The organism is Pseudomonas sp. EB271-G4-1 (assembly GCF_058791355.1).
In genome coordinates this window covers 58,780-79,759 of record NZ_JBYTEO010000021.1, presented here as the reverse complement: position 1 = coordinate 79,759, position 20,980 = coordinate 58,780, and the positions used below count along the sequence as shown (strand labels likewise).

Annotated in this window: 17 protein-coding genes; all 17 read right to left on the bottom strand. The window is 61.2% G+C overall.

The annotated features are described in order from the left end of the window. Window positions 1–7: 7 nt before the first annotated feature. The 17 genes from AC3WWR_RS12815 to AC3WWR_RS12735 all read right to left on the bottom strand — a co-directional run bounded on the left by AC3WWR_RS12815 (window position 8) and on the right by AC3WWR_RS12735 (window position 20,843). A complete protein-coding gene (locus AC3WWR_RS12815; RefSeq protein ID WP_492598761.1) occupies window positions 8–3,394 on the bottom strand; it encodes a putative baseplate assembly protein in 3,387 nt (1,128 codons plus the stop codon). After that, window positions 3,391–6,261, bottom strand: a complete 2,871-nt coding sequence (locus AC3WWR_RS12810; protein ID WP_492598760.1) for a putative baseplate assembly protein — start codon at window positions 6,259–6,261, stop codon at window positions 3,391–3,393. Before AC3WWR_RS12810 ends, AC3WWR_RS12815 begins: the two co-directional genes overlap by 4 nt. Continuing rightward, window positions 6,258–6,620, bottom strand: a complete 363-nt coding sequence (locus AC3WWR_RS12805) for a GPW/gp25 family protein (protein WP_492598759.1) — start codon at window positions 6,618–6,620, stop codon at window positions 6,258–6,260. The genes AC3WWR_RS12810 and AC3WWR_RS12805 overlap by 4 nt, the downstream gene beginning before the upstream one ends. Window positions 6,621–6,967: 347 nt before the next feature. After that, window positions 6,968–7,507 (bottom strand): phage baseplate assembly protein V, encoded by a 540-nt coding sequence (locus AC3WWR_RS12800; RefSeq protein WP_492598758.1) that lies wholly within the window; start codon window positions 7,505–7,507, stop codon window positions 6,968–6,970. After that, window positions 7,504–8,631 carry a hypothetical protein gene (locus tag AC3WWR_RS12795; RefSeq protein WP_492598757.1) on the bottom strand — a complete coding sequence of 376 codons (1,128 nt, stop codon included), beginning with the start codon at window positions 8,629–8,631 and terminating at the stop codon, window positions 7,504–7,506. The genes AC3WWR_RS12800 and AC3WWR_RS12795 overlap by 4 nt, the downstream gene beginning before the upstream one ends. Continuing rightward, the gene (locus AC3WWR_RS12790; protein WP_492598756.1) at window positions 8,624–8,938 is read right to left on the bottom strand and encodes a hypothetical protein; all 315 of its coding nucleotides are present in this window, start codon (window positions 8,936–8,938) and stop codon (window positions 8,624–8,626) included. Before AC3WWR_RS12790 ends, AC3WWR_RS12795 begins: the two co-directional genes overlap by 8 nt. A 12-nt stretch (window positions 8,939–8,950) precedes the next feature. Further along, window positions 8,951–9,598, bottom strand: coding sequence for a hypothetical protein (locus AC3WWR_RS12785; RefSeq protein ID WP_492598755.1), 648 nt, complete (start codon window positions 9,596–9,598; stop codon window positions 8,951–8,953). An 80-nt stretch (window positions 9,599–9,678) separates the two neighbouring features. After that, window positions 9,679–10,989, bottom strand: coding sequence for an eCIS core domain-containing protein (locus AC3WWR_RS12780; protein WP_492598754.1), 1,311 nt, complete (start codon window positions 10,987–10,989; stop codon window positions 9,679–9,681). 169 nt (window positions 10,990–11,158) lie between these two features. Further along, the gene (locus tag AC3WWR_RS12775; protein WP_492598753.1) at window positions 11,159–12,580 is read right to left on the bottom strand and encodes an eCIS core domain-containing protein; all 1,422 of its coding nucleotides are present in this window, start codon (window positions 12,578–12,580) and stop codon (window positions 11,159–11,161) included. A 156-nt stretch (window positions 12,581–12,736) separates the two neighbouring features. Then, entirely contained in the window at window positions 12,737–13,030 is a 294-nt protein-coding gene (locus AC3WWR_RS12770; protein ID WP_492598752.1) for a hypothetical protein, read from the bottom strand. After that, window positions 13,027–15,159, bottom strand: coding sequence for an ATP-binding protein (locus AC3WWR_RS12765; protein WP_492598751.1), 2,133 nt, complete (start codon window positions 15,157–15,159; stop codon window positions 13,027–13,029). Before AC3WWR_RS12765 ends, AC3WWR_RS12770 begins: the two co-directional genes overlap by 4 nt. Further along, window positions 15,156–16,433, bottom strand: a complete 1,278-nt coding sequence (locus AC3WWR_RS12760) for a Pvc16 family protein (RefSeq protein WP_492598750.1) — start codon at window positions 16,431–16,433, stop codon at window positions 15,156–15,158. The genes AC3WWR_RS12765 and AC3WWR_RS12760 overlap by 4 nt, the downstream gene beginning before the upstream one ends. Next, window positions 16,430–17,425: a hypothetical protein gene (locus tag AC3WWR_RS12755; protein WP_492598749.1), complete on the bottom strand. Its 996-nt coding sequence runs from the start codon at window positions 17,423–17,425 to the stop codon at window positions 16,430–16,432. The genes AC3WWR_RS12760 and AC3WWR_RS12755 overlap by 4 nt, the downstream gene beginning before the upstream one ends. 15 nt (window positions 17,426–17,440) lie before the next feature. Then, window positions 17,441–18,184, bottom strand: a complete 744-nt coding sequence (locus tag AC3WWR_RS12750; RefSeq protein WP_492598748.1) for a T4 family baseplate hub assembly chaperone — start codon at window positions 18,182–18,184, stop codon at window positions 17,441–17,443. A gap of 18 nt (window positions 18,185–18,202) precedes the next feature. After that, window positions 18,203–18,727 carry a phage tail protein gene (locus tag AC3WWR_RS12745; protein ID WP_492598747.1) on the bottom strand — a complete coding sequence of 175 codons (525 nt, stop codon included), beginning with the start codon at window positions 18,725–18,727 and terminating at the stop codon, window positions 18,203–18,205. A 10-nt stretch (window positions 18,728–18,737) separates the two neighbouring features. Next, window positions 18,738–20,543: a phage tail sheath family protein gene (locus AC3WWR_RS12740; RefSeq protein WP_492598746.1), complete on the bottom strand. Its 1,806-nt coding sequence runs from the start codon at window positions 20,541–20,543 to the stop codon at window positions 18,738–18,740. Window positions 20,544–20,606: 63 nt separating this feature from the next. Continuing rightward, window positions 20,607–20,843 carry a hypothetical protein gene (locus tag AC3WWR_RS12735; protein WP_492598745.1) on the bottom strand — a complete coding sequence of 79 codons (237 nt, stop codon included), beginning with the start codon at window positions 20,841–20,843 and terminating at the stop codon, window positions 20,607–20,609. Window positions 20,844–20,980 lie beyond the last annotated feature (137 nt).

Here is a 20,980-nt window from a genome sequence, read left to right as displayed (position 1 = left end):
GGCTCCCTCACTTGAGTTGGTTGAGGACAAGGGTTGCAGGAACATCGGGAAGGAGGATCGCAATCTGCGCGGGCATAATTGAATCGCCATCCCGGCGCGCAGCGTTCGCAGAGACGCGGTCGCTGAGAACCAGCTTCGCCACAGCGTCGGCCGTCTCGGATGGCGTCATCGGCCGGTGCCCGTCCTGCGCATCGGCGTCGGCAATCGTCGTCGGGATCGCGCCAAAGCAGTCAAGGTCCACATAGGCCACCCCTCGCACCGACTGAATTGCGCTGAGAACTTCGCTACGCGTGACATCCTGGGCAAGCTCGCGGCGTTCGAAACTGAACGTCTCGAGCAATCGAGCCCGTACCTGGGTAACCACCGGCTCCCACTGATAGTCGGACAGAATGCGGATTCGTGCTTCGACAACCAGGACCAGCAACTCCCGCAGAACCAATTCGATCGGTTGAAAAGGATCGCCCAGATCGCGCAGCGCACGGCGCAGGTTGATGAAGAGCTCCGAATCACTATCAATGGGAATATCCTCGCAGCCGGCAATTGTCAGATGGACAACGTTTCGTCGCCCATCGCTGATCTCAACCGCATCCGCCTTGGCAATGCCGGCGAAAGTCCGGGCGAAATCGGCGTAATCACTCGTGGAAACCAGCCTGTCAAGCGCCACTACCGCGATGGGCGCGCGGCACCTCGTCTGGTCCCGGCTGTCACGGTCTGCGCCCCCCGACGCACGCAGGGGGTTGGTGACCTCTTTCACACCCAGAGGCCGTGACACCAGAGTCGTGATCTGTCCACTGCCCACGTTGCCGGGCTTGCCGGTACCGTAGCGATAGACGGCCGTCACGTTCTCGATGCCGGTTGGCAGGCGCGCCCCTTCGCGGCCATTGCCGAACAGCACCGAGGTCTTGCCGTCAACGTCCGTACTGGTGACGAAGATGCAATCGGTGGGGGCTCTGTCGACGAAAGTCGTTTCCTCGCGCCAGCGCAGATCATTCACGAAAACTTGCAGGGTGCTTTGCGCCCCGACCGCGGTCGGGGCCGCCAGATGCGTCAAAGGTGGTTGCTTGAGCACGAAGTTTTGCAGCGTCATTGAGCCATCCCCACTGCCCAGGGATTCATTACGCGTCTCGCCGTGGGTGGCCTTCACGACATTGCCGTAAATCCTTACCGTGTCGCGCCAGTAGCAGTAACTCAGCGGCTTGTCGAAATACACGAAGGTGTGGATGCGGTCTCCAGGCATAGGAGAGGATCGACTTTCAAGCGAGGGCGAAGCCTTCCCTTTGCCAATCGCCCGAAGATCATGCACCACTTTGCTGATCATCAGCGGTTCCGTCGCTGTCACTACCGTTCCCTCGCCCAGCCCGTGGCGTTTCCCGCTGAGCACGACTAAGCGGCCAGGTTGAAGATCCTGGTAAAGGCGATCCAGTTCGATCGGTTGCTTGCAGCCTTCGCACAACGCCTCATTGATCGGCACCTCGGCAAGTTCGAGCCTTTCGCTCTGGGCAAATACAGTTGTCGATCGAAGGACCTGGAAGTCGCGGTCGATCATGGCCTTATCCTGTGCAGGCTCCCTGTTCCCATCGAACAGGAACTCCCCGTTTTTCTCGACTATAGGGGAGTTGAACGCAAGCCATTGATCGCCAGATTCGATACGCGTGGTTTCACCGGTGACGCCGTACTCTGCACGAGTAACCTTGGCCTGTGCCGTGGCAACTCTTGCAACCAGGAGACGCTTCGCGATGTTGCCGTCAGCGGGCCGCACCATGACTTCTTCGTCCTTGAAGACAGGAACAGCGGACGAATCGATAATGATCCATGAACCCGGCAGAATCGACTCGTAGCTCGTTTCCAGATGGATTAGCTTGGCTGACTCATGTACCGCCTTGATATTCCATCGTGGCTTTCGATCCTCATTATGCTCAAGCTCGATGATTGGCCACTCACCGATGACCTCCGTTGTAGTCTTCGATGCGCGCTCCTCGTCGCTCACAGGAAAAGGTGAGGTCACAACGGCCTGCTGCTTCGGCGCCTGCCTGCCAAACACGCCGCTTCGCACCCTGAACGCGTAGACTTCGAGTCCCGCCTCCGGGGCCTTGACGGTTCCGGTCAGCACCGGTCCGATCGCATCCCGCAGGTTCGGCGACACAGCCCCCATGAGTTGCAGGCCTGCGTCGCCGCTCTTTCCAAACCCGGACTTAACAGAAAGCTGTAGCTGCAACGCATTGCTCAGCGGTCGGGAAGGTTGCTTCGTCAATGAGGCGACGGCCACGCCAAACACGTTAGCCTTGGCGTCAGGCTCTAACGCCGATTCCCTCGCCAGGTCCGTTGCATCAGCCCTGACCACGGCAATATCCTCGAGAGCGGACTTCAGATCGCTCAGCCAGGCACTTACTGTCTTAGCAGGACGCCGGCGTTGATCTGCCATACTGGCCACAGCGACCCGCACCGCTTGAACGAACGCCTGGAGCGACGTGTCAGCTCTGGCCCGGAACTTTATTAGATCAGTTGCCCGCTCCGCAGCAGCGCTGCGTATTGGTGCGCGTTTGAGCGTCTCGACCAAGTCATTGACCTGCGATTGAAGGAAGTCTTGGTCAGTTTTATCTGGAATCCACCTCACTACGCTGATCCGGGTTCGATCTTCTTCGGGCTCAACATCCACGCTGGTGATCCGCAGCAACTCCCTGTCTGGCTCCTTGTCCGCTGCCCGCCCTGGCCCCTGGTCAACGATCAGCAGCGGGTCACCTGGCTTCAACAGGGTGGAAACACCCTTCAGATAGATGGCGCCCTCCTCCATCACCGTATCGAACCGCTGTGGTTGCGTTGTACGCGGATTGAGCTGATTCCACGCTGCGCGGGCCAGCAGATCCTCGCTGGTTTCGAAGCCCTGGGGCAGCTCGCCCGGGCCCGGTACACTCTGCGCACGCGAGCCCTTTGCGATGATCACGTCTTGCGTGGTGTGTTCGTCGATTGTGTAGGCCAGGAAGGTGCTTGCCGCTACACCGGGGCGCGGCGCATAGCCGACGAGCCGCGCCAGCTCCTGTACCGAGCGCTGCTCGGTAGCCGTGCGCAGATAGCCTTCATTGGCAATGCGTTCCTGATAGAAGGTGAGCACGTCCGCCACGGTAGCCCATGCGTCCAGCAAAGCGAGCGAGGGGTCGTTTCTGTCGTGTGTGCGTAGATCCGCTAACGGGCGAACGCGTGTACCTTTTTCATCAACCAGGTAATGCGTCGTCAGGCGCGCCCGCATTGTCTCAAAGAAGGCCCCGTGCATACCGATGCGGTAGGCAAGCGCACTCAAACCTGGGCGATTGGCAGTCGGCTGGGGTGTCAGCGGCTCGACGCCTGCACAACAACCACAGCAAGCCGGACCACAACCGCAAGGAAATCTAGTGTTCATCGCCCACCCTCCATGCGCAGCTTCAATCTGCCGTGTTCGGGGAAATCGGGATTGTTATCGAGACGGGCCACCTCCATCCCAGCAAGCGTCAATACCCCGGAGTCCAGTGCTCCGCCCGGCCCGTCGTGCAAGCGCTCAAGCTTCGTGACCACGACACTCTCCACGCCTTCGAGTGCCTGCACCGTCGCGACGATGCGACTCAGATAAATACCTTCTCCGAAGCTCAGCTCGTCGGGATGGAAAAGCCCGCGGCGGCCACCGTGCAGCACCCGGTCGCTCAGGGCGTCCAGAACGGCGGTCTCGACATGGCCTCGCAGATAACCCGACTTCACACACACCGTTAGCGCCAGGTCCAAGGGAACCTGCCGGGCGGCGGCGACCTCCAGGTCATGGCCGATCCGACGATAGCGCTGCAGATGCCGTTCGATGTGGTGAAGCAGTTCTTCGTCGGGCTCCGCCTGCCCTGCCGCATCCACTGCGACCGTAACACTCGTATGGGCTCCATCCCAATGAAACTCGGCCGCGGCCCGCTGGACCTTGAAGGGAAAGTCGCGCATGACGATGGCTGCGTAGTCGGCTGGTGTGATGGCCCGTTCGAGTTGCATCCGGAACGCGTAAGGCGCTCGCAGCTTCGCCTCTGCAACCGGTTCGGCCGCCGTACCGCCAATGGCCGGCAGGGGGTTGCGAACTGCAAGGTCGACGCCGCTCGGAAAGTTGTTGCGAAAGACGATGCGCTTCACTGCTTCCGCGCCGACGTTGCCAACGGGGCCGTTACCGACGCGGTAACGCGCATGAATGGAATCACCCGCGTCAAGCAGGTGACCGCAATCACCATCGCCAAATCGCAAATGCGCCCGCCCCTCGTCATCCACTTCGACCACGAAATGGCGATCGTCTGCATCGCTTGCCAGCAAGTCCTGACGAGGTGCCCAGTCCTGCATCAGATTACGCAAAAAGCCCTGCAACTGATCTCGCAGAGATTCGGGCAAGGGGGGCAAGGGTTTCTGCGCCGCCCACTCGGAAAGAGCGTTCAGCAGTTCGGGTTCCAATTGGCTGCGAAGCCAGGCGGCAGGCTGCGAGGCATCTGGTCCAGCTTCGACAATCGACGTCGCCAATGCAGTCGGATCTTCGGCATCGGACGGGGCACAGGCAGGCTCCCCGTCAGGCGCGGGGACAATGCTGCGCAGCGAAACCTGCGGCATTGCCACGCGCGGATCCTGGCGCAACAACCTGGATGCGGCCAACGGCCCGCAGCCCTCGACACAATTACCCTCCAATGAACGGCTTTCCGGGACCGGCGTGGCAAACGTGACCCCCGGCTGCGGCAGGTTTTTGTGAAAGCGGCCGGGGATCCGCTGCACCTCTGCTGGGGTGCATTCGTCCTCACAGCGAGCGGTGATCGTCCGAATGGGCACCTGCCCCAAAAAGCCCTCGAGCGACATTCCGTGATCGACCAGGACAACGTTGCCCCGCGCCACGCTCACACCGCAGAGCGGTTCGCATTTCGGTGGCAGGCTCACGGAGGAGATGCAGAGAGGAAATGGCAGCGCATCACCGTCGCACCACTCGACATCCACCAGCAGCGTTCGGGTGAGCGGATCGTGCGTTTGTATGACCCTGGTCAGGCGCACGGCATGGCGTCGCGTAGGGTCGGCGTCGGCAGGATTCCCGGTGTGTGGGCCTTTGACCTCCTCGAAGATCAGCACGTCACAGGGCTTGAGCCTCAGGTTAAAAAGGGTCAGAGCCGGTGTGCTGGATTGGCCGCTCGCATCCAGTTTGCCTGTGCGAGCATCCACAGGGATGCATTGGTCAGGTGCTTGCTCCTGCGAGGTATCGGGCCATTGACCGGGGTCGACCAACGTTGCCGATGTCGCGCCCTTTGGCACGCAGCACTCGGCGGCGCCCCAGGTGTAGAAGTGGATTTCGTTATGAGCCTGATAAAACACCAAGTCCATATCGCCCGTGTACTGGAGCGGTTCGAAAACCAGACAGGAAGACGCGCCCTCCTGCAGTAAAGATTCTTCGCGCAATGCACGCGTGCTTGTCTGGTCGGTCGCTGTGACGAAATACACGTCCTGCGCCCGAACCGTCAGTTCGTCCTGCAACACCACGACTGTCAGCCACGTGCGGGCGTTACAGCCTTCATGCAGCTGGTAGTCCACCAGACGAACATGGCGGCGCACCGAAATGCGTTGGCGCGCAGTATCCAGATAGGCTTCCGTCGCCACGGCGTCCTGGTAGTAACTCAATTGATCGGCGACGTAAGCCAGCACCTCGACGAGCGTGATACCCAAGTCTGGAACATGTCGCTCCAGCCAGTCAGGCATCAAGAGTGAAAGCCGGTCGAGGATCAACCGGCGAAAGCTCGCGTAGTCCTTGGCGAGGTAGTCGATCGCCGGCTCATCGAGCGTTTCTTCATCGCACGAATCCGTCGACGTGCAGTCCAGATCGCTGGAACAACCCACCTTGAACGAGAAACACAGGCACGCATAGCGAGGATCGAAGTCTTCAGGCGCATGGGTAGTCGGCCTGCCCTCCTCATCCAGTTGGACGATACAAAGCCTGTATTGGGAAAAGTCGCCTGGCCGGTCAACCGTGACCCGCATGCAGTCGTCAAGGTCCTCGCGGCCGCTCCGATTGATGTCGACGTGTGTGACGCAGATGCCGCGCACCCGTTGGCCGCCGTCGATACACAGATGCTGCGGCTTGATGGTCCACTTCGGCGCCTTGCCGAAGAAATAGACTGTCAGCACTGTCTGATCCTGGCTGACCTCCAGATAGTCGAGTCCATTGAGCTGCGCCTGGCGCGCCATCTGGCGTCTCGCCCTGTCATCCTTGCAATGCAGCGCGTGGTGCTGTGTTTTCATGGTGCGCGTCCCAGGGTAAAGGTCTCGCTCCGACGCCCCCCCGTGCGTTTCAGTGAATAGCTCAGTTCAACTAGAAGGCGTTCATCGTCAGCCCGGAAGCTCAAGGCCTGCACATCGATCACGTCGCCAAGCCATCGCTGCAGCGCAGCTCGGGTTGTGTACTCCAGTGCAGTTGCAAGCTCCGGACTGTTCGGCGCGAAGATTGCCTGCGAGAGCCCGCTGCCGAAATCGGGCCGGTTTACCCGCTCGCCCGGGCTGGTGAACAGCAGTTGTTCGATCATGTCCCGCACATGGTCTTCAGCGGTGGTGTCGGCCGTTCGTCCAAGCGAATCGAAGTGGAAGGTGAAGTCGATATTCATGGCAGCCTCACATGGCCTTCACGCGTGCCTGGGTTGCGACGATCACCATAGGTGTGCCGCTCGGCGCGCAGAGGGAGGTACTGGACTGAACCAGCAGAGGCTGGCCGTTGGAAAGCACGCGCACGGTGCCTGTCAACCATTGCCCTGTAACACAAGGGCCATTGGCCGCCGGCGGGGGTGGTAATGCACAACCGCCGATGACATAGGGCGTGGTCGCCAAAACGCTGGGCGCCCCACTCAGGATGACACGCGGGTTCGAAGCCATGGGCGTGGCCTGCCCTGCATGCGCGCACATGACTTGAGCCCCTACCTGCACCAGGAATCCCGGCATTTCGACCTCCCTGCGTTTATGTCACCGCAAGCGCTCCGTTGTTGATCGTGACCGCCGGACCGACCAACGTAATGGTCGCGCCCTTGCCATTGCTGATGTAGATACCGCTGTCGTTCACCACCACCATCGCGCCACTCAGGCTCTTGAGCACGATGCCGCCTGTGGCGGGCGTGGGTGGAGCATCGCTGACCATCACCATGTGCTGACCGAGCGTCTGCATCACAATGTTGGGGGATGCCGGATTCCCAGTCTTCGCCAAAGGCGGAATGTCAGATTTTGCGCCCCAGCGGCAGCCGACCCACACCGGGTAGTTGGGATCGCCCCGCTCGAACTCCACCCAGACACCCGCGCCGACCGGGGGGACCATGTACACGCCCATCGGCGGTCCGGTCGGTCCGGCCAGTGGCACGCAGGCCTCTGCCCAGGTCGAAGGAATCGGCCCGAGCACGTCGGGGATCAGCAACTGCAGCCGGCCCCGCTGGTCGGGGTCGATGTTCTGCAGCACCGTTGCGCGGTACTTGCCGAGAAATGCACCACCGGCGCCAGGAGTCGTCATGGCACCACCACCGGTGTCTGGGAGAGCAGGCCGTCACGCGACAACTGGAAGCTCTGCTTGTATTCGCCGCGCTTGATATTGTGTGTCACGCTGTCTACGTAGTAGTTACCGTCGTAGGCAATGCCGGCGCCGCGTACGCCGACCAGCATGCGCGCGCGCAGGATGTGGCCATAGCGGGCCACGTCGAGTGACCCTGAGCCGCGGATCACGTCGGCGCTCTCGCGCATGATCCCGAACACGCGTTTGGCCAGTTCGGTCGGCTTCAGGTGTGCGGTGTCGCGCTCGAAGGTTATGCGTGCCGGCGGCGCCGGCCGCAGGCCCAGTGGCGGGTGGAGCGGGTTGACTGAAGGTACCGGGATGGGCAGCGGAATCTTGCGCGTCAACGGGTCGAACGTGAAGACGAACACCTGGCGCTTAGCCATTCCGTCGAGGCTGAAATTCAGCGACTCCACGTTGGTGTCCCAATCGCCATTGACGCTGAGCGCGGGCTGCGGGACCGGGATGCGGATGTCCGGCCCGAAGTAGGCCTGGCTGTGCAAAGGCACCGGTCCGGGCTCGACATAGAACGCATAGCCGCTTTGCGAGGCCAGTTGACGAATGTATTCGCGATCGGTGCCCTGCTGTGTATCGAAGCGCTCGGTAGGGGTATCGACGGAAATCACCGGCGGTGCAATGACCACGGCTGCCACGCCATACATTGCATAGGGTTCAAGCAACATTCTGATGCGCACCACTTCAGACATGCCGCCGAAGGGGCGCCGCAGCTCAATCAAGTCCATCAGTACGCTGAGGTCCTCACCCGTTACGGTCAGCGTCGACTGCCCCGGCTCGTTGCCGGGCTGCACCTGCTGATGCGTGATTACCCCGTCCATGATGACGTTCGGTATCCCCTTGAAGGTGGCAACAATCACGACACGGGTGATCATTGGGTCGAAGAAGCCGAGCGGCAGCAACGCAAGCTGTAACGGTGAGCCCTTGCCCATGGCGAAGGTGATCTGAAAACCGCTGCGGTCCCGCGAGCTGTTCACCTCCACGCGCTGCAAGGCTTCGGCCACCGGCAAGGGCGCCGGCACCGGCAACGGCAGCGAGCCGATCAGCAGCGTAAGGTGCAGTCCGTCAAACATTGGGAGCTCCCGGCACGCCCTCGGGCAGTGTGATTCTCAGGCGCAGACCAATCGCCTCGGTCAGCGCGGCCGGGCGCATTGCACGGTTGGCGTCGCATAGGCGCCAGAATTGTTCGGGATCGCCCAGGTAGCTCGCGGCGATGTTGTCGATGCGGTCGCCTTGAACCACGAGATGCTCCTGCAGCAACGCCATGCGCTCGGGCGCGGGCACGAAGCGTCGTGCCAGATACACGTACTCAGTGCCATCCGGCAGGGTGAGCTTGCGCCTCTCGACGTTCTGATAGCGACTGTTGGAAGCAAAGACCATGACACCCTCCTCTCAAATCTTCAGGGCAACGCCCAGGTTCTGTGCATTGTTGAATAGGTTGGTCGTGGCCATGACTTCCTTGGTGATCTGGTGCACCAAAAACAGAGCGTTCCCCGGCGAACTGATCTTGAGGTCGCTGTAGCTGAGCACGGTGAGCGACAGATCGACCTTCGCGCGCGTCGGGTTGAGAAGCGTGTCGTAGGCTTCCTCGGTGACCGTCAGCCCGGTCACCCGCACTGGCAGCACACGCGTCGGTCCCCACACAAACAAGATCATCGGCCCCATGGCGGGCAGGACCTCGATGGTGCCGATGGCTGTCAGGATCTGATTGGCGATGACCAGTGCACTCTTCGGATAGAGCATCACTTCCAGCGCCGACAAGGTGGGGCTGATGCCGGAGGCGATCGCGAGTGGGTGCGCCTGCTCCAGTTGGTCAGTGGCGTCGATTTCCACCGACAACGTGATCGTCTCCTTCGGCGGCCCCGCCAGGCGATACGCCTCCCCCTGCTCGCCTTCGCCACCCGCTGCGCGCGGCTCCAGGCGGCGTGTCATGGTGTCGGGGTTGTACTGAAACACCACCACGCTGGCGAGCGGGTTGTAGAGGTCGATACCGATGAGGGCGCCTTTGATGAGGCGGGGGGAGTTGGGGAAGGTGGTCATAAGAGTCTGCCCTGCATCCGACGGTCGCCACACCCTGCTACCTTACCGTTGAGACGAATCTGCTTAGCCATAGTGAGCTCCTATGCGACGGCCGTGTCCGACTGCGTCGGGGGCGGCAAGTTGCTGATCTTCCTCGCCACGACCTGGTACGTGCAGCCGGTCATTTGGCTGGCTGCTTTTGCGAAGGGGTCGTAGTCAGCCTCGGTGACTGCGTTGCCGAAGCACATGATCCCGGCGAGCGGATAGCCGGGAGCGCAGGATGCGCCTCCCAGGTACTGGTCATCCCGGCCGATGAGGTGGCCGAATTCGTGTACTGCCGGTGTCATTGGGGCGACGACTTTGCGCGTGCGCTGCTCGTCCGTCAGATTGCCCTTGCGCTCCGGGGTAAGGTCGAGGCTATCCAAATGCGCGACGCCGTATCCTGCTCGGCTCGTGATCGCTTTATCTGTGTACTTCACGTTGACGTCGACGTGTGGCGAGCTGTGCGGTGCGTAGATCTCGACAAAAGGCTGCACGCGCTTGCAGCCGGCAGAGCAAGCGCCCTGTGCTTCAAGATCAAAGCGCTCGCTCCAAGCCGAGCGCACACTACTGATGAAACGCTGCTGCCAGCTGCGCTTGTCGACTTCGCTCGGCCACGCACCGGTAAAGTTGAAGTTCATGCGCAATTGCACCTTCATGCTGCAATCGCGATAGAGCAAGGTGTCGAATCGGCCGAGTCCGCCCGCCTCGTGATGCCCGAGACGGATGGCAATCACCTCGCGCGCAGGCGATGACGGCGAGGTGTCTGCCTTGCCCTTCGCTTTACGGCTGACCGACTGCTGTCCCTGGGTGGTTGGACTCGCCGCTGCGACGCCGAGTTCAGCGTTGCGCGCCTCGCGTTCGTCTGCCCCGTTCGGGTCAGAAATCGGCAACGGCCCGGGGCGCCTTGACACGCCCGACTGCTGGATGACGTGGCTGAGTTCATGCGCAAGCAGATTGTCGCCGACGGTCGTGCCGGGCTCGTAGTGGCCGGCACCGAAGACGATGTCGCGCCCGACGGTGAAGGCCGAAGCCGACACCGCTTCCGCCGACTCTGCTGCTCGCGAGTCGATATGCACTCTCACGGCGGAGAAGTCGTGGGCGAAGCGCGAGCCCATGGTGGCGAGTGTAGGTGAATCGAGTGGGTGGCCTACTCCCGACAGCACCTGGTCGACAATTGGTGGCGCGAACCCCTGGCCGCCCGCTGCAGCACGTCCGGCCTGGTGCTGCCTGGAGGGCAGGCACGACTGGCATTCAGCACCAGACGTATGGTTGCCACAAGCGCACCTGCGCTGTAGGCGTGCTCCCGCTGCGACAAGTGACGAGTTCTCTTGACGTGACGTGGTGTGCGCCAGTGCTGCCCGTTCTTTCATCAAGTGCCTCCACGGGTCCCAGGATTTTCGGACTTTGTGTGTGACGTCAATAACTGGGCGGGTCCAAGGCCACCCTTGGTGGACCGCACAAGCCACCGCCTGATGCCGCTGCACCAAGCAGCACCCACCGGCGACATGAATGCCGCGCTGGTACCATGGACAACGGCGCTCAAGAGAGCTCTCCCTCGAGGCCCGACACGGCTTCACTCTCGCCTACAGCGACGACCTGATCACCGGGTAACCTGTCTGCCTCTCCGCGCGCCCCTCCGCCATCAGTGCTTGCCCAACCGGCTCCACATCGGCGCGTCGCTTCACAAGCTACCGGCGCGGCTCGGCCGTCAATCGTCACATTGGTGTTCCGGCCGTTCGAGTAGTCGTGGATTCGCTTGGCATTTGCTTCTTCCATGCGCACGCAGCCGTGTCCAATCGGCTGGCCGGTAACCTCTGGGTGCTGGTGCAGTGCAATGCCGCGCGACGAATACCAGGGTTGGATCGGTGTCCAGTACTTCCAGCCGCCGGGACCGTGCTCGGGCTCCGGCACTCCGGTCCAGAAGTTATTGCCATAATAGGTGCAGCAGGCACCTACCCTGTCTGGCCAGTTCCAAGGCGGCGCACATTGCGTCATTGCATCACTGCAGCACGACCTCAGGCAGGTGCCCCGAGGGTCGAGAGGATCGCTGTAGCCCTTGCCGGTCGAGACAGTGAAGTGGTCGCTGCCACTGGCGGTAGACGGCGGAATGCCCTGCCAATCCAGGTCGGCATGCTGCGGTGGCGCAAGATGCACCGTGACCTTCTTGATGTAGGGAGCGGCACGGCGCTGCAACGCAGCATCTCTTCTCGCGGGCATCACCGTAGCCGGCCGGCTTACCTGCGCAGCGCGGTCCGCATTAACTTCCAGCACTGGGGACTCAACACCCTTACGGAAACGGGTATTTGCGCTCATACCCATGGAGATTGCCGACAGGTCAGCGCTCTCAATGCTTTGCCCAGTACTCCCGCCTGACTGCTGCAATACGTGGGTCAGTTCATGGGCAAGCAACCGCCTGCCCCAATGCGTAGCCGGCGAGAACTGACCAGCAGCGAAGACAACGTTGCTCCCTACGGTGTAGGCAAAGGCATTTACATCGCGCGCCGATCGATCTGCGGCTGCGTCGGTGTGCGTTCGTACTCCAGAAAAGTCATACCCGAAACGCTGCTCCATGTCCTGCCGCAGCGCAGGCTCCAATGGTGCTCCGGAACTCGAGAGCACGCTGTCCACGCTCGCGGGGGCAGCTTCCAGCGATCCGGGCGAACTTCCTGAAAGTCGCTGAATGCGCGGGGTCGCCCTGCCGAAGGTCGCCTGCTCCGGCATCCCCATCACCTGATCTGCAACACGGTCCGCTTCTTGTTCGTAGATGTCACCCGGTTCATTGATCGTGAGCTTGGTCTGCAGCCCCTTTTGTTGTTTCTTGCTGCACTCATTGCATACCGCGCCGCCGAGGGAGTGATTGCCGCAGGCACATTTTCGCTGCAATGCCGGCTGCCTGGTCAAAGTGACATGGCCATGGGTCACATCGACGCTGGGAACAAAGGTCCGCGATGCTGTGTTCATCTCATGCCTCACGCCCGCTCAATCTGAAAGTTGGATGGGCTCGAACGCTGAAAACTGCCCACTGCGATGTAATACGTCACAGGCTTCGGCCCCTCTCCCCTGGCGTCCGAACCGGGATACAAAGAAGCGAGCATGTCGTGCTGCTTCGTTTGTCCCTTAGCCATGATCAGGTCCTCCTCCTGTGAGTGAGGCATTACTATTGCCGAACGCTCCAAAAGCCGCGCGGCCGATGTCGCTGCCCAACTGAGCAGAGGACATTGAAGTCATGCGGACGACGTCGGCGGTCAGATACGGCAACGCCGCGCCGCTCAGCAGCGCTGGCGCAAGTCCGTGCGCGATGAACTGGTGGGTCAGCTCGGCCTCGATGGCGGCTTGCAGATCAGGATGATCCCGGACCGGAATGGAGACCCCGTCCAGAACCACCCGCTCGATATGCACATGAACGTTCATCCCGCTACCTCCGCAGGCTCAACCCAGCGCAGGTCGGCCTCATTGATTGGCCGGTCCAGCTTGCGGAATTCGATGCGCCCGGCTTCGAACAGGTGTTTCATCGTAACCGCATCGTCCGCCTCGGCAGCCAGGAAGGCAGCGTTCAACGCCACGCTGTGGATGTTGCCACCGCTCAGGTTGAGGCGAGCAAGGCGCTCAAAATCCAGAAGGCCGAGCGGCGTGCCTCGCGGAAAAGCCTTCTGCCAGATCAGCTTGCGTTCTTCCGGACCGGGGAATGGGAAATTGATGACAAAGCGCAGGCGGCGCATGAAAGCGGCGTCGAGCGCACTCTTCATGTTGGTGGCCAGAATCGCCAGCCCGCAGTAGGCCTCCATGCGCTGCAGGAGGTAGTTGATCTCGATGTTCGAATAGCGGTCGTGAGCGTCCTTGACCTCGCTGCGCCTGCCAAAGAGCGCATCTGCTTCGTCAAAGATGAGAATGGCGCCGCCATCTTCAGCGGCGTCGAACACTTGCCGAAGGTTCTTCTCGGTTTCGCCGATGTACTTGCTGACGACGGCCGAAAGATCGATGCGATAGAGGTCCAGTTGCAAGGCGTTTGCCAGCACCTCGGCCGCCATGGTCTTGCCGGTACCGCTGTCGCCGGCGAAGAGCACACTGATACCAAAGCCACGGTTCATGCGGCTGCGGAAGCCCCAGTCGTCGTACACCTTGGTGCGGCGGTCGACCTGAGCCGCAATCTGGCGCAGCAGCGCGGCCTCCTCGTTGGGCAGCACGATGTGCTCCCAGGTAGCCTTGGTATCCAGTCTCTGCGCCAGCTTGCCTAGCGCGGGCCGGGTTCGCTCCAGACAGCCGCGCCACAGCAGATCGAAACGTGAGGAAGCTCCCCCGCCCGGCACTGCGCTATCAGCGATCGACTGGATTTCGCTCATGTTGAGGTTGAACTGCCCCGCCAGCCGCTGAGGCAGCTCGACCGCCTCTTCGCCCAGTGCGGATGCCCAGAGTGACTGTTGTTCGGCCGGCGTGGGCTTTTGCACCTCCAACGCCAGCGAGCTGTTCAACAAACCCGAAAAGCCGTCGCGCGAATCGACGAACAGGAGACCACCTGTGCCTGAGATCAAGCGGACGAACTTGTCGAGCGGACTATCTGCGGTGGTGGAGCGTCCGACCCCGTGGGCATCGAGATACAACGCCAGCGGTAGCAGCAGGCATTCGCGCTGCCACAACCGGGCCAGGGTTTCGAGTTCACCTGGGTGTGCGGGCAAGGTATCCACGGGCAGGCGATACAGATGCAAGCCGAGCGATGACGCCGCGGCACGGGCCACGAGCTGCTTGCTCTCGTGATCGCGCCCGCTCAGGGCTATTTGCGCGGCGGGACGCGAGGGTAGCGTCAAGTGCTCGACGATGCGCCTCACCGCCTCTCGTTGCGACGGAGGCATGTCATCCTGCCCTGCGGGCGCCATGGAGACGACCAGTGGAGCCAGCCTGTCGTCGAGATAGTTGAGCCCTTTGATGTAGCTGACGATGCGTTCGTCGGCACGAAGTGCACTGCTAGTCAGCGGTTGCGCGCCAGGCTGATTGATTTCAAGCAGCCTCCAGTAGCGCAGCGGGCGCTCCGGCGAAAGGGTCTCCCAGGCCGGATTGTCGAACACAGCCATGGCAAGGGCAAACGTGGGGAATGACCGGCCCGGATCTTCGTGCACGCGTGCACATAGCGCACTGATACGAGTGTCCAGTTCCATCGCGGCGCACAGCAGCAGGATGTCACGCTCGAAATCCGAGAAACCGAGACGCCGGGAGAGCATCAACAGAGCAGGCGGGGGATCGCCTGCGCTAGCGGTTGCCAGTTCTTGGGCGGCCAGTTCAAGCCTCGCCTTCATGGCCATTTCGTGGTCCGGGCCCGGCAAGCGCGGCACTTCCTGGGCCAACTGCGCGTCCATCGGGCGCGCCCGATGAAAGAAGCCCTGGATAAATGTCTCCTCTTTCTCCACGGTGGCTGTGGCACTCGGCGCAGAGCGCGCAGTTGGCACATGGGCCGACAATGCCGCGACGTCCAGGCGCAGTCGAAGCCAAGCCAATGCGGCACTCAGATAGTCATTGTTGCGGGACTGCCAGGCTTCGAGCGGATTCATGTGATCGTGATCCTTTGCTGATCGTCGAAAGCAAAACCTCGCGTGGTTTCGTCGTACGCGAACGGTAGGCTATCGATGCCGTCTATTCTGAGTCGAACCAGCACGTTGCTCAGCGCTGGCGCGTCTTCAATGTCGAAAGTGAGGGTTTGAGTTGGAATGGCGCGCGCTTGCGCTACCACTTCTCGATCGGCAAACAGCAGGGTCGCAGACTGCTCGACAAGCACCTTCGGCCGGCATGTCACCCGCAGGGTGACCAACCCTCCCCCGCCCAAAGCAAGGTTGGGCTGGATCGTGGTCACACGCGGCGCGAGCACCATTGGAAGCACATTCGACGATTGGACTGCGCCACTACGACGAACCGTTGCAATGACGCTGTAGATGCCAGCGGCCCAGTTGTCTTGCGCTGTCGCATCGTCCGCAAGTGTGAGGCGCAGTTCGTTCACATCGCGATCGATACTGGGAACCTCGACCTCTTGCACGGTAGGCAGTCGAGGATGAGCGAAGCGCAGCTGCACACTGTCGCCGCCCAGATAGCTTCCGACGACGATCAGCCGCGTGCCCAACTGAGTGGCAGGAAAGGATGGAAGCCGAGGCTTGTGTTCAGCCGCAACAACAGCGCCGGTCCAGTAAGACGCGAGCTGTGGAAACGGGCCGATTCGCGTTTCGACGCCGCGGTCGTCCTTGCCGCGCATGAGCACGGGCAGTGCCGCGGCTGCCGACTCAAGGGCATCGATGAGCACCACCGTCCCCTGATAGGCCAGGGACAGCGCATGGGGAGTCTGTACCATGACCGACCACAGCTTGGAGAGCTCGTCGAGGGTCAACTGAGTCGGCGTGAACTTGACCGACTCGAACGCCTCCGCCAGGTCGGAGCCGGCAAGGTCACCTCGACCTGCAATGGCGTCCTGGATCGTCTGGCCACTGAGCGCTGGCCGGGCGTGGAGGTCGCGCGCGACGGCGCCTAGCATTCGATCCGGTTCCAGGGCTTGATCGTCACCATAGAAGGTAAGCAAGTAATGCAGGTCCAGGGCCGCTTGCGGACGGCGCGCAAGCCGACCGTCGCTGTCGCGCGCAGGCAGATCGCAGTTGCGCAAAGCCGCGTTTGGCGTGACCTGGTACAGATAGATGTGAATCTTCTTGCGGTCGACGTCGCCGCTGGGCGGCGTAGGCCGCCCGAAGCGCAGACCCACACCGGGAACCGCGCTTTGCGCGGCGGCATGCGCGATCTGACCCAACGCCGCGGTCACGGTTGCGATGGCCAGGTGATTGCTCATCGTCGTCCTCCGCTGCGCCGTTCTAGGTAATCCGTCAGACTCATGGAGGGCTTGGCCGGCGCAGCCCGCTTCGAGGGTTGGGTCCCTACAGTGGAAGCGGTGATGGCACGAACTTCGAGGGTGCCGATCGTTACATGGACCGTCGGAGCGGATTGCCCACTGGGAGCGTGTGCCATCCCTTCGGCCAGATGAGGCTCTTGTTGTTCGGGCAGAAGCAGCGGCGAGATGCCTTTGGCGGAAATCAATGACGATGCTTTCAGTTGAGATGCATTCGAGCCGTGCTCTGCCGAGGCCCGCACACTCGTTCGGTGCTCCGGTTCCCAGCTGCGAGGCTGTGCCTGAGCTCCGCCCGATTGCAGCCTGCTGGAGTCACTACGAAGCACCGGGGCGGATGCCCCTATCTCTCGCGCCTCGAGGGTCACTGAGTCCGCTGTCTGCGCGGGGCTGACTGCTGTGCGCGACCATAGCGACGCGGCCACCGGCATGGAATCGAGTCCTGGCGCGGCATCGCTGGTGGCGCGCTCCGTGCCCCCCGTCTTTTTGTTCGGGCGCCGGTACTGAGGCAGACCTGCATCGTCCACAACATGTTCGTCTCCTGGAGATTGGCGGGACACGCCCACCTGCCCTGTCTGAACAGTCGGGGCGGCAGTATCGCTTGGGGCCGGATTCTGTTCGGCATCGGTCACGCGGGCGTTGGCTTCGTTCGTGGAGTTTGCCCCCACTGCATCTTGTTGCCGCCGGCTATCGCCCGGAGTCGCATCGCTTGCGCGCCCTTGCGCGCGGAGCGATTCGATGTTCGGCAAGAAGTTGTGCTTTCCAGGCAGCTCCCCGGCAACATCGAATCTTGCCGTCGCATGCTCGGCTTCGATTGGGCCGGCGGCTGGCAGGGGCGGCTCGAACCGAGTGGGTTCGAAAGGGTTGGACCGGCGCGGCTGCACGCCGGCCGAGGGCTCGAGGGTCCGTTGAACCAGATGAGCGAGGAAGTTAGTCATGAGATCGTCCTCTTCTCAAGCTCCGATCAGGTCGAGGTAGAACCGGCGTCGCAGCGGCGTCAAGGCGACGATCTCCGATTCACTCCATCCGTATGCCCTCGCGAGGACATGAACCTCCCGCAGCACGCTTCTGGCCCAGGCGTCCAGTTCCGACCACAGGTAGGAAACAATGTCGAACGGCACCTGCCAGCGGCACTGGCAGACCGGGCAGGCAAGCTCCAGCACGACTTCGGCTTGCGGGTCCAGTTCGCTCATGCGTGCGCCAATGGCGTATGCCATGCCATCGTTGATGTCTGCTACTGCTGGTAAATCAGCCTCCCCCGTCACGTCCAGGACGCACCTGGCGAGGAGAGCCTGCGTGGCGTGCTTCGGGTCGATTTCTCCCTCTATCGCGAGGAGGTCCGTGCTGTCTGGCAGGCGGAAGGTGACGTTGTATCCACCCGTTTCCAGGTGATGCGTCAGACCTGGCTGGGCGTGTTCCGCCCGAATGTCGTCCGCCTGAAAATTCAGCTCGATGAGTTCGTCACAGTGACCACAACGGGTCAGGCATTCGAAGCGGGATCCGAACAGTAGCTCGCGAAGTGACAGCAGATGCGCATCCCGATGCCCGATGCTGAGCTGCGCGAGGGTCTCGGGTTCCGCGTGCGGCTGCACTTCGCGAAGCAGCAGCAGCGCGCGTATGGTCAACGGCCGAGTCGCGCCGCGCTCCCAGGCATCGAGCAACAATTTCGGGGCGGGCTGGATCGTCGTCGCGTTCATCGCGTTGGGCCCTCAGAACTATTGAGGCTCCGTGAAAGTTACTTCCGCGGGTTCCTGCACTTCGTAGTCGCGTTCCCAACCTTCGTTTTCCAGCTTGATTGTCTGGATCAGCACGGCATTAGCGTTGGCGTCGAGATCGGCCTGCGAATGAAACTCCGACACCCAGCAACGATAGACCTTGTAGGCGATCACCAGTTGGCCGGTCTCGTTGTAGACCTCAATGATGAGGTCCTTGCGAAAGTCCTTGAGCGAGACCTCCGCACCGAGCCCGGAACCGAAGTTCCAGATCTTGTTGGCCCACTGCTCGAACGCCTTGTCGTGGGTGACACCGCGTTCGAGCGTGATGGCCTCGTACTCGGTACGCCCAGGCGACTTACGGCTGCTGCTCGGGTCGCCACCCTCGCGGTGCTTCACGACCTCCGTCGTGCGCTTGAGTGCGCCGACCTTACTGACCCCGGCAACAAACCGACCGTCCCACTTCACACGGAATTTGAAGTTTTTGTACGGATCGAAGCGGTGTGCATTAACGCTGAATTGAGCCACGGCTGCCTCCCTAAACCTCAATTTGACCGACGATCTGCTGGAGCTTGATCACGACGAACTCCACTGGTTTGAGCGGAGCGAAGCCCACGACGATGTTGACGATGCCCTGATTGATATCGTTTTGCGTCGTCGTCTCCTTGTCGCACTTGACGAAGTAAGCCTCCCGCGGTGTCTGCCCCTGGAAGGCACCCTGCCTGAACAGGCCATGCATGAAAGCGCCGACGTTAAGGCGAATCTGCGCCCATAGCGGTTCGTCGTTCGGCTCGAACACGACCCACTGCGTGCCGCGGTAAAGGCTTTCTTCGATGAATAGTGCAGTGCGCCGTACGGGGATGTATTTGTATTCATCGGCGAGTTGATCTGCGCCGCGCAGCGTTCGGGCTCCCCACACAACCCGTCCATTAACCGGAAAAGCGCGCATGCAGTTGATGCCAAGGGGGTTGAGCATTCCATTCTCGGCGTCGTTGAGGGGAGCATCAAAACCCTGAATGCCGTTGATTGCTGCATCCAGACCGGCCGGCGCTTTCCACACACCTCGTGCGGTATCAGTGCGCGCCATCACTCCCGCTACGATGCCGCACGGTACAAAGGTGTCGGTTTGGCCATCGCGGAGCGGGTCTGCCTCCCAAACGCGCGGGAAATAGAGGGCGGCGTTGCGTGCTGCTTCGCCGGACAACCCTAGACCGGGCAGTCCCTTTTTCGCCTCGGCGGCAGCAATGTTCCTGTTACTGCTCCATGCCGCAGGCGAATCGACAATAAGCATGGCGCGGCGCTCCTTGCAGTACACCATTGCGGTTAGATAGACAGCGGGCTTTGTGTCTTCATTGCGGTTGTCCGGCGGAATGCAAAGCAGGTTAAACAGATCGGTTTTATCTAATGCGTAGAGGCCGGTCTTGGCGTCTTTACTCCCTTCATAAGTAGCCTGGCTAAGGCTGCCGCCTTCGGAGCCTTTCAACAGTTCTTGAGCAGACTTCAGACTATCCTTGGCAGTTTTTAGAGCATCTTCTGCTGCCGTGACTGTTGCCGGCACTGGCGGGTCGTCGGCTGCCAATGCATCAGCTAGTAGTTTCTCTTTGACGACTATGGCTTTCTCCGCCTTGGTAACGGTGTCGTCGAGTTCGAGTCTGGCGTTTTCGTAAGCCAACTTCGCATCATCGATCGCCTGCTGGTCGGGAGCCTGAGCACTGATGGCTGCCCTTAACGTCTTGAGCGCTGTGCACGCCGCGCTCACTTTTTGCATGACAGGCTTGGATGCGGGCCATAACCCATTCCAATTCAACAGACTCGACTCAGCCAGCAGTACACGGTCAATGCGGCGAGCGTTGTCGGTGACCGTCAAATTAAGGAACCTTTCGGCAACACTCCCGAGCCGAATAGTGAGATTGAACAAAACCTCCGTCGGGCCCAACGCCAGGCGAGTCCGCATCTCCTCGGAGACCTCTACATCAATCGATATTCGCAGCTTCTTACCCCATTCACCTGGGCTCTTGGCCACCAGTTTGAGGTCGTCTAACTGGAAAGAGGTGACGGCATCTTCCGGCGGAGTTGGGTATTTATATAGCCTGACGATAATTGCCTGACTGCCACCGTTGAGATAAAAGTCCCGCACTGCATAGCTGAGGGGATAGTTGACCCCGAGTCCTCCGAACTGCCGTTCGAAATCGCCGAAGCTGTTAATCATCACAGGCTCATCGACCGAGCCACAGATGGCCCGGCCCAGGAACGCCGTAATGGAAGTCGCGACGCCCGTGATCGTCCTGACGCCACTGGGGATTTCCTCTACATAAACGCCTGGGTAACTCAACGCGACTGGCATTGCCCACCCTCCTTTCGTCATGCGGGGCAATGCCCAGCACTACTCTTCGGCTTGTTCACCAAATCATCGCCGTCGGTAAATTGTCGTACCGTCCACCAGTTGAACCTCTTCGACCAGGCCGCCATTCACCAGCCCGTCCAAAGCACGCTTGACCGTCTCCGGATCTGCCCCGTGCTCTTCACCCGGCAGCCACCATATGCAAATACCCTTCAGGCTGTCGGCGGCACCGACATGTGCTGCGAGGTATTGCTCGATCAATCTGGCAATTGCTTGCACCGCAGGCTCCTCGATACTGCACATGGCGCCTCCGAACAGGGTTCTCTTCTCGGACGATGAAGGTATCAAGCAGGATCTGTTCCAACCAATAATTATTCCGAAAATTCAATGACTTGAAAGTTATCAGGACGCCTGCGGGTAATCCGCTGAGGCATTCACGC